8 protein-coding genes are annotated in these 9,508 nt (G+C 39.3%); 5 read left to right on the forward strand and 3 right to left on the reverse strand.

The genetic code is table 11. From position 1 onward, the window contains the following. Positions 1 to 45: 45 nt before the first annotated feature. Complete coding sequence (locus tag ACTBZY_RS12030) at positions 46 to 678, reverse strand: pyridoxamine 5'-phosphate oxidase family protein (RefSeq protein ID WP_463046591.1); 633 nt, start codon at positions 676 to 678, stop codon at positions 46 to 48. 83 nt (positions 679 to 761) lie between these two features. On the opposite strand from ACTBZY_RS12030, the gene ACTBZY_RS12035 reads away from it, so the two are divergent. Next, positions 762 to 2,204 carry an aminotransferase-like domain-containing protein gene (locus ACTBZY_RS12035; RefSeq protein WP_463046592.1) on the forward strand — a complete coding sequence of 481 codons (1,443 nt, stop codon included), beginning with the start codon at positions 762 to 764 and terminating at the stop codon, positions 2,202 to 2,204. Here ACTBZY_RS12035 and ACTBZY_RS12040 read toward each other — a convergent pair. Then, positions 2,193 to 2,936, reverse strand: coding sequence for a hypothetical protein (locus ACTBZY_RS12040; protein ID WP_463046593.1), 744 nt, complete (start codon positions 2,934 to 2,936; stop codon positions 2,193 to 2,195). The two genes, ACTBZY_RS12035 and ACTBZY_RS12040, sit on opposite strands and share 12 nt — an antisense overlap. A 189-nt stretch (positions 2,937 to 3,125) precedes the next feature. On the opposite strand from ACTBZY_RS12040, the gene ACTBZY_RS12045 reads away from it, so the two are divergent. Further along, positions 3,126 to 4,286, forward strand: a complete 1,161-nt coding sequence (locus ACTBZY_RS12045; RefSeq protein WP_463046594.1) for an iron-containing alcohol dehydrogenase — start codon at positions 3,126 to 3,128, stop codon at positions 4,284 to 4,286. A 97-nt stretch (positions 4,287 to 4,383) separates the two neighbouring features. Beyond that, positions 4,384 to 6,618: a PQQ-dependent sugar dehydrogenase gene (locus ACTBZY_RS12050; RefSeq protein WP_463046595.1), complete on the forward strand. Its 2,235-nt coding sequence runs from the start codon at positions 4,384 to 4,386 to the stop codon at positions 6,616 to 6,618. On the opposite strand, the gene ACTBZY_RS12055 is transcribed toward ACTBZY_RS12050, so the two are convergent. Continuing rightward, a complete protein-coding gene (locus ACTBZY_RS12055) occupies positions 6,615 to 7,292 on the reverse strand; it encodes an NUDIX hydrolase (RefSeq protein WP_463046596.1) in 678 nt (225 codons plus the stop codon). The two genes, ACTBZY_RS12050 and ACTBZY_RS12055, sit on opposite strands and share 4 nt — an antisense overlap. Before the next feature lie 35 nt (positions 7,293 to 7,327). On the opposite strand from ACTBZY_RS12055, the gene ACTBZY_RS12060 reads away from it, so the two are divergent. After that, a complete protein-coding gene (locus ACTBZY_RS12060) occupies positions 7,328 to 8,377 on the forward strand; it encodes a glycoside hydrolase family 113 (protein ID WP_463046597.1) in 1,050 nt (349 codons plus the stop codon). Positions 8,378 to 8,508: 131 nt separating this feature from the next. Next, positions 8,509 to 9,508: GntP family permease (locus ACTBZY_RS12065; RefSeq protein WP_463046598.1), on the forward strand; the 1,000-nt coding region annotated here is incomplete at its 3' end.

Here is a 9,508-nt window from a genome sequence, read left to right on the forward strand (position 1 = left end):
GTGATTTTTACTAAAATCATGACAAACGTGTCGTACCCATGCACGTCATTTCAAATGTACAGGTAAATCAATTTTGGCACCATGGCTATCAGGTACTGGCTTTTGACGAAGCGGTTTTATAGGAATCAAACCCGTCCAGATAGGTAAATCCATTTCATCCTCTTCATGGCCAGGGTCTCCTTGACGAATTTTAGCGGAAGCCTCGTCTAAAGAAAACCTGATACCCGTGGTTTTGTCCACTTCTTTTTTGCTCATAGGTTTCAGATAATCCCAGCTATGGGGTACCATTTTCTCCGTTAGGGCTTTAAAGGCGTCATATTTTAATTCTTGACTTTCAAGTAGTTCTCCTTTGGCAAAAATCACCACCGACCGATAGTTTACGGAATGATGGAAAGCCGTTTTGGCTATCACCAATTCATCTGCTAGCATTACAGAAATACACACCGACCTGCCGTCAGAAAGCATTCGCATTAAATGACTGCCTACAGAGCCATGTAAATAAACATAGTTTCCTATTCTCACAAAAGACTGTGGAATACTAAAAGGGTCACCATTTTCAGCATAGCTAATGGTGCAAAAAAGGGCTTCATCAAGAATGTCATAAATCTGTTGGTCGTCATAGTGGGCTCTTTGATTCGCCATTCTGCTTGGCGTGGTTCTTTTGGTTTTTCTTTCCATAATTCTTGTTATTGATGAAACAAAACTAGAGTTTTACTGGGTGGTGTAAATAGTCCATAAAGTGTAAACTAAATAGTCCAGTAATGGTAGAGCTTATTAAAATTGATAAGGAAAGTGAGAAACCAGTTTTTAGGCAAATAGCTGACCAGCTTATAGAAAACGTGCAAGCAGGTACTATTAGGGCAGGGGCAAAGCTACCGGGCAGCAGAACACTGGCAAAGCTTTGGGGCATACATCGTAAAACCGTATTGTCTGCTCTAGACGAGTTGATTAACCAAGGTTGGTTAGAGACTAAACCAGGCAGAGGTACTTTCATCGCCACGAAAATTGAAACGGATGCACCAACAGAATTGAAAGTTTCGGAAGATGATAAAGGCAAAGCCGATGAAGTGGTGGTACCTCATATCTTAAAAAGGAATTTACACCTAACCAAAGAGAAATATCATTTGGATGATGGGCTTCCAGACCCTCGACTCGCCCCTATATCAGAATTAAGCAGGGCTTATAAAACGGCATTGACGGCTGGTAATCTTTATACCAAATATACCTATGCCGACACTAAAGGGCATCTGTTTTTAAGAGAGGTTTTGGCAGATTATTTACTGAAAACAAGAGCTCTCGATGTCAGTCCGGACCAAATTATGATTACCAGAGGTGTTACCCAAGCCCTTTATTTAGCCATCCAAACTTTCGTTTCAAAAGGGGATACCGTGGCGATGCCAATACTAAACTGGTCTTCGGCAGATATTAATTTTAAATACCATGGAGCAGAGGTGGTCTATGTGCGGGTAGACAAAGAAGGTTTAGATGTGGAGCATCTAGAAGAGCTTTGCCAAATTCATGAGTTCAAAATGCTTTATGTGACGCCCCATCATCAATATCCTACCACGGTTATCATGCCGGCTTACAGGCGAGTGAAGCTCGTGCAGCTGGCAAGGAAATATGGCTTTTACATTTTTGAAGACGATTATGATTACGACTTCCATTATACCAGCCACCCTATCATGCCTTTGGCTTCCACACATCATGGCGATTTTGTGCTATATACGGGTTCCTTTACCAAGTCTATCTCGCCTGTATTTCGCCTCGGTTATTTGGTGGCTCATAAAGAGCAGATTGACCTTATGGCTAGAATAAGACGATTGGTAGATCGTCAAGGGGATACGCTGTTAGAATTGGCAGTAGCCGAACTCTTGAAACTGGGAACAGTACAACGATATCTTAGAAAAAATAAGAGGATTTACGAGCAGCGACGCGACTATTTTTCAGAACTCTTGACAGAGGAATTAGATAGTTATCTAAATTTCGAAAAGCCCATGGGTGGCATGTCCATTTGGAGCAAGTTTAATGATGATATTGATTTGATAAAACTGGCGTCAAGGGCTTTGAAAAAGGATTTGTATTTCTCTGACGGAAATCAACATTGCGGTAGCTATCCACATTTAAATAGCACACGCTTAGGTTTTGCATCTTCTACAGAAGAGGAGTTAGAAGCCGCCGTTAAGATTCTAAAGTCATTGATTTGACAAATGTGCCAATAAAACTTCAACGCTTTGCTGTTCTTGGAAATTGATATTTCTTTCCTCTTTAAATTGTTTTAACTCCTTTTTAGATAGACCAAACTGCTTGTAGAAATAATTTCTGTCTTCCACTTTGTAGGCTTCACCATCTTTAAAAATGAAGTATCCAGGTTTATCAATAAACTCTGCAGTATATTTTTTTGAGTGTATGTTGTATGGGTCTAAAATTTCCAAATTTATGTCGTTTGATTGCACTTTTCTATTATCACTGAGCAAATCGAAATTCACTGTTTTATAATGCGTGAAGTATGCAAAAGCCATCAAGCTTATTTCAGGAAAACTAGAGTATGTGACATTATCAATTACGAAGTATTCTGGCTCGACAAATATCCTTTGTGTACTAAAAGAGTTAGGCTTAAAGTGTACACGTTGGAATACCAAGTTATAACTAAGATAGCCTTCTACTTCTTTTTGACCAGGTAGTTTTAAAGTGCCTTTGTGCCACTCTTGGTCATTGAGGTACGGTGTACCTAAAGCGTATTCTTTTTTCTCTATGGTGCTGCCTTGAAAAAAGTACTTAGTGAAATGCATTATTTGAGTTTGTGCGGTATCACTTTTTATGATTTCATAATATTCGTCCAAGATATAAGATGGGTTCTCTGCCATATTTCTATGGGCATCATAGTTTTGAGCTGTTCCAATAAATGGCCAAAAAAGAAGGAGGAAGATTTTTTTCATTTATGCCGTTTGATACTTTAAGTTAAGAAAAATGAGTTAAGAATCAAAGCTTAATAAGAAGCCTGTATACTAAGAAGTAGGCTTAGGAAACGTGGGTAAAAACTTCCTAATAGACAAACTTTTAACCTTCCTGATCTGTTAGGATTGGTGTAAAAGAAAGACTATTTATCATCAATAAATTATAAAATAATGTTCAATAACTTCACGTTTCAAAACCCAGTAAAAGTTATTTTTGGTAAGGGCACAATAGCTCAGTTGCCTAAAAATATACCAGCAGACGCCAAAGTTATGTTGACTTATGGCGGCGGTAGCATTTTCTCCAATGGGGTACACGAGCAGGTCATTGAGGCACTTACGGGTTATGATGTCATTGAATTCGGTGGTATAGAAGCCAATCCCACTTTTGAAACCTTAATGGCAGGGGTAGAGGTTGCTAGAAAAGAGAAGGTTGACTTCTTATTGGCTGTAGGTGGAGGTTCTGTATTAGATGGTACCAAATTTATGGCGGTGGCCATCCCTTTTACAGGTGGTGATGAATGGAATAATATCATAAGAAAAAAAGCAAAGTATGGTGAGGCATTGCCGATAGGCTCTGTGATGACTTTGCCTGCCACAGGTTCAGAGATGAATTCTGTGGCGGTGATTAGTAAAAAGGAAACCGACGAGAAGTTTGCTATTGGTCATCCGCTTTTGTTTCCTCAGTTTTCTGTTTTAGATCCTGAAACGACCTTTTCATTACCTAAAAGACAAGTGGCTAATGGTGTGGCAGATGCTTTCACGCATGTCATGGAGCAATATTTGACTTACCATGTAGGTGCTGAAATTCAGGATAGATTTGCAGAAAGCATTCTTCAGACACTGGTGACTGTAGGCCCAAAGACCATTGAAAATCCAGAAGATTATGAAGCCAGATCTAATTTGGTTTGGGCTGCCACTGTGGCACTCAATGGCTGGATCAATGTGGGTGTACCACAAGACTGGGCTACACACCAAATTGGACATGAGTTAACAGCTCTACATGGTATAGATCATGCTAGAACTTTGGCCATTGTATTGCCCCATTTAATGCGTTTTAAACTTGAGGCCAAGAAAGAGAAAATGAAACAATATGCTCAACGTGTTTGGGGTCTTTCTGGAACGAACGAAGAATTGGTAGAAGGAGCCATTCAAAAGACTATTGACTTTTACGAATCACTGGGTATTCCTACGAGTGGTAAAGCCTATGGCATTGGCGAAGCTACCATCAAAGAAATAGCCAAACGTTTCGAAGAAAGAGGTAATGCTTTCGGTGAGCATGGCGACATTGATGCTAAAGCCGCAAGTGCTATTTTAGAAATGAGTATAGCTTAATTATTGTTTTGGGTGGGATTCTTTAAAAATACCCACCCAAAAACCAAACACCCACAATAGACTTACGTTCCTAGTTAAGAAAACGAATTCATACAAGATGAAAAGGCTCTTATTTTTGCTTTTATGTAGCTTCTCTTTATCTGCACAGCCACCTGGTTTTGTAGATGAATTAATCTCAGAAGACTATATTTCTCCTACGGGACTTACCTTTGATAAAAGCGGTCAAATGTACGCTTGGGAAAAAGGAGGAACCGTTTTTAAAGTAGACAAAAAATCAGGAGCTAAGCGGCTGCTTTTAGATCTTTCTGCGGAGGTTTATGATTACCTAGATCACGGCTTAAATGGCTTAGCTTTACACCCAGATTTTTTAGAAAATGGCTATTTCTACCTGCTTTACGCTGTTGACAGAAACTACCTTTATTATAAAGATTCTATTTTTTATAGCAGAGCCAATGATGACGTATTTTCTGCTTCTATTGGCAGAGTTACACGTTATACTATTCGTCAAGATACGGTGGATTTAAAATCCAGAAAAGTGTTGATTGGTGAAACACACACCACGGGTATCCCAGTTTTAATGGATAATCATGGCATGGGCTCTTTAGTTTTTGGAGCGGATAATAGTCTTATGGTAACATCCGGCGATGCAGCCATTGCCAGAAACCCTCCTTTTCAAAATGGTGATGCTTTTTATTACGAATTGGTTACCCTACCGCTACAAGAAGGTATTATTACCGAAGACCAAAACATAGGTCCTTATAGAGCACAAAATCTTAATTCTTTGAATGGCAAAATGTTGAGGATAAATCCTGAAAATGGAAACGGTTATCCTTCAAATCCATTTTATCAAGAAAATGAACCACGTTCTGCTGAATCTAGAATTTGGGCCTATGGTCTGAGAAATCCTTTTAGATTTAGTTTAAAGCCAGAAACTGGAAGCACAGATGTGACCTTAGGAGACCCAGGTACATTTTATGTGGGCGATGTAGGTTGGGAAAACCGAGAAGAAATCAATGTTATTGACGGAGGAGGAGCCAATTTTGGATGGCCATATTTTGAAGGCATAAGCTATAGGAATAAGCTTTTTAGTGACCCTCAGTATTTTCCAGAAAATGCGATTGCCCCTGTTTTAGAATGGCGTGGTAGTATTGCTCAGGCTTTTGTAGATGGTGAAGCTTACACGGTAGGTTCTCCAGAGTTTTTAGGTGAGCCTTTTTCAGGTAACTCATCTATTGGTGGTGTTTGGTTAAGTACCCAACATTTTGAGGGATATAAAGACACCTATATTCAAGGAGATTATGAAGGTTGGGTCAAAATCTTCAAGTTTGATTTTAGAGGGAATCCTTATGAAGTGGTGAGTATTTCTGAGAATGTACACCCTGTTTGCTTTGCGGAGGACCCTACAGATGGCAGTATTTATTACATGAATTTTTTCTTTCCGAATACCCACGAAATAAGGAGAATATATAATGAGCCCAATCCCAACTTTCCGCCAGTAACTGCAGCTTTTATTGACCCTATTTATGGAGCTGCTCCGCTTAATGTTAGGTTTGACGCCAGCAGTTCTTTTGACCCTGAAGGTCAAAAATTGACCTACCTATGGGACTTTGGAAATGGTTTTTCTTCCACCAACGCTGTTGCTGATTTTAGATATACAGACAGCGAGGAGAAGCTACATCGGCCAATGTTAACCATTACAGATGAAGCAGGAAAGTCGACCGTCAAACAATTTAAAGTGCATGTTAATAATTTTCCGCCGGAGGTCATTTCTACCTCCGTGCAAGGCATCACAAAGTTTAAAAATGAGGATGGTCTTACGCTAAATTTAAGTGCCGTTGTACAGAACCATAATCCTAATGAAGAATTATATTATGACTGGTCGGTGGTATTGCACCATGAAGAACACTCGCACTTGATTACCTCATTTAATACCTTAAAAGCGACTACATTTTTGGCTCCAATTCCTTGTGATGAACAATCGTATAGATATGAGATAAAGCTTTTTGTTCATGACAATACAGGACTAGGACCTACAATTTCATATTTTATTAAGCCTTTATGTCCTGGAGAGGAGGTGGTTCTGGGTTTGGAATTAAGTCCAAACCCAGTGGATTTAAAGATTAATCTCACGGGTATGGATGGATTAGATGAAATGGATTTAAACTACCATGTCTTCAATAATCATGGGCAGCTACTGAGAACAGACGCAGGGAAATGGAAAAACCTGAAAAGAAACCTAAATAAGACGGTAGCTAATTATTCACCAGGGATTTACATTCTAAGAGTGAATTTGGATGGCAGAAGCCAGTCGTTTAGGTTTGTGAAAAACTAGAGCTTCTTTAAAAGCTCAAAATCTTTCACATGTTTAAGATACAGGTAGTTGAGCAACATGCCATTGGTATTGTTTATCAATGCATGAGCTTCCGCAAACGGGAAAATATGCGTTGTAATTCTTTCAAACTCATAGGCCGTTCCCATTTCTTTGTTTTCGTAAGAGTCTATCTGTGCTTTGCTCATTTTGAGTTCTGCCGCAAATAGATACATAGATTCGTCGCTGGTGCCTGTACTTGGAAACAGCCTTTTATTTGGAGAAAGATTTATCAGTTGACTTTCTGTTATTTCAATACCCGTTTCTTCCTTTACTTCCTGTATAGAAATGGCTTCTGGCGTTTGTAGCCCATCCACCATTCCGGCAGGGTGTTCGTAGGTGTGGTTGCCTTCTGCAATGCGTCTTTGTTTCACCAAAATAAGGTACTTTTCTTCGGTGACTTCGTCAATAAGACAAATCAGGACACAAACTACTTCACCTTTAAGAAAACATATGGGTGGTATTTTATCACCCTCCGGCGTGCTAGCATTTAACATGAGCGTGGAAAAAAGCACTTCCCCATTATATCTTCTTCTGGTGTAAACTTCTTCTACATGATGGATGATGAGTCCGCTTTTTTCTAAGTGGCTTTTCCAAAGTTTAAACTTGTGAGCATCTTCCAGTTTTTCTTCTTGCATCTTATTTTCTTAACTTGTGACTCTTTCAAATAGATATGAAAACAAAACTATTAACTTCTGGGCTTTTTATAATGCTGATAGCAGGATACTTTGCCTATTCAGAGGGTTCTAAAGACCCATTTATGTATAAAGGAGATAAAATGAAAGGACTATCTTTTGTGGCACCCAATAAGCCCATAGATTCCTCTCATTTTGTATCTACTCAAAGGGTGCATGCAGATTGGACGGCTTTGATGCCTTATGGCTTTGTGAAAGATGGAGAGGCCACTTTTAGGTATGCCAAATTGAGCGATTTGCCTAAAGAAGGACATCAATGGTGGGGGGAACAGCCTTCAGGTGTAATTGAATGTATTAGGCTTGCTCATGAAAATGGTCAGAAAGTGATGCTCAAGCCGCATATGTGGCATGGCAGAGGCATGTATACTGGGGACTTTAAACTATCTTCTGAGGAGGATTGGAAGGCGTTTGAGCAGAGTTTTGGAGGCTATATTTTACAATATGCCAAAATAGCAGAAGACAATGATGTGGAGCTTTTTTGTATCGCAACTGAAATGCAAACCATGGTGGCAGAAAGGCCAAACTTTTGGTTTAAATTGATAGAAGATATTAGAAAGGTTTATTCTGGGAAACTGACCTATGCAGAAAACTGGGACTGCTATGATGACGTACCTTTTTGGAATCAATTAGACTTTATAGGGGTAGATGGATACTTTCCCTTATCCAACGAGAAAAGTCCTGATTTAGCTTCTTTAAAAGCAGGATGGTCAAAGCATTTGAAGAAAATGGAACGTGTTTCTTCAAGACTGGCGAAACCTATTCTTTTTACAGAATATGGGTATAGAAGTTGTGATTTTGCGGCAGAAAAACCCTGGGAGACAGATTATTCTTTACCAGATAATGAAGGAATTCAAGCTAGAGCTTATCAGTCGCTTTTCGATGAAGTTTGGAAGCAGCCATGGTTTGCTGGTGGTTTTGCTTGGAAATGGTTTCCTTTTAAAGAAGCGTCAAAAGCGTCAAGAGATAAGTTTTGTCCTCAACATAAGGAAGCCGAAGAGGTATTAAAGGCTTTTTATAAAGAAGTCTAAAGCAATATCTTAAGTCAGCCTTTTTCAGGGTTTCCTTTGTAGAATTGGATGTTTTGCAGATTAAATAGTAGTGGTTTTATTTAAGCGTGATTATTTGCTTATTTTCACGGTATCAACCCTATATAAAATACATGCTAATCATTCTTCTTATCCTAGCTGTGGCATTGATTGTCATCAGTACCACTAAATTTCAATTACATCCATTTCTTGCACTCCTCTTTGTAGCCATTTTGTTTGGCTTAGCGGCAGGAGTCCCCATGGCAGATCTAATTACTTCTATTAATGATGGTTTCGGGAAAACCCTTGGTAGTATTGGTTTGGTTATTATTGTGGGGGTTATGATTGGGGCATTCTTAGAAAATACCGGTGGTGCAGTTAGGTTGGCCAACGGTGTTTTAAAATTAATAGGTAAAAAAAGAGTGCCAGAGGCCATGTCTTTGGTGGGATGGCTTATTTCCATTCCCGTTTTTGGGGACAGTGGGTTTGTGATTCTAAATTCACTCAATAAAGCCTTAACTAAAAAGGCTGGGCTTTCTTTAACAGTTACCACGGTATGTTTAGCTACGGGTTTAATGGCCACACACACCATGGTGCCACCTACACCTGGTCCTATTGCTACGGCAGCCATTATTGGGGCAGACTTGGGCTTAGTTATCGCTTTTGGTGCAGTTATAAGCCTTATTGCTCTAATTCCCCCAATTATTTTTGCCAAAAAATATGCTTCTAAATTTTGGCTAGACCCAGCTCCAGAAATGGGTGAGGACGATTTTGAGAAGAAATTAGAAACGGCACCTTCATTCATGCATTCTATCGTGCCTGTTTTAATTCCACTTTTATTAATTGTCATAAAATCCTTTAATGATTTATACAGCATTATTGGAGCAGGGAGCCTAAAAGATATCTTGGACTTTGTAGGTACGCCCATTATTTCGCTTATCATTGGTTTATTAATTGCTTTTACGCTTCCTAAAAAGCTGAAAAAAGATATGCTTTCTACGCAAGGATGGGTAGGCAAAGCTCTTTTAGATTCGGCCTCCATCGTTATGATTACAGGAGCCGGTGGTGTTTTTGGTAAGGTTTTACAGAATGCTGGTTTAGGAGATATGATAGCTCCTCTTTTGGCAGATTATC

The organism is Arcticibacterium sp., from assembly GCF_055134445.1.

Bases quoted from the DNA above. Each gene is read 5' to 3' on its own strand.
- ACTBZY_RS12030 (WP_463046591.1), bottom strand. From the start codon at position 678: ATGGAAAGAAAAACCAAAAGAACCACGCCAAGCAGAATGGCGAATCAA.
- ACTBZY_RS12035 (WP_463046592.1), top strand. From the start codon at position 762: ATGGTAGAGCTTATTAAAATTGATAAGGAAAGTGAGAAACCAGTTTTT.
- ACTBZY_RS12040 (WP_463046593.1), bottom strand. From the start codon at position 2,936: ATGAAAAAAATCTTCCTCCTTCTTTTTTGGCCATTTATTGGAACAGCT.
- ACTBZY_RS12045 (WP_463046594.1), top strand. From the start codon at position 3,126: ATGTTCAATAACTTCACGTTTCAAAACCCAGTAAAAGTTATTTTTGGT.
- ACTBZY_RS12050 (WP_463046595.1), top strand. From the start codon at position 4,384: ATGAAAAGGCTCTTATTTTTGCTTTTATGTAGCTTCTCTTTATCTGCA.
- ACTBZY_RS12055 (WP_463046596.1), bottom strand. From the start codon at position 7,292: ATGCAAGAAGAAAAACTGGAAGATGCTCACAAGTTTAAACTTTGGAAA.
- ACTBZY_RS12060 (WP_463046597.1), top strand. From the start codon at position 7,328: ATGAAAACAAAACTATTAACTTCTGGGCTTTTTATAATGCTGATAGCA.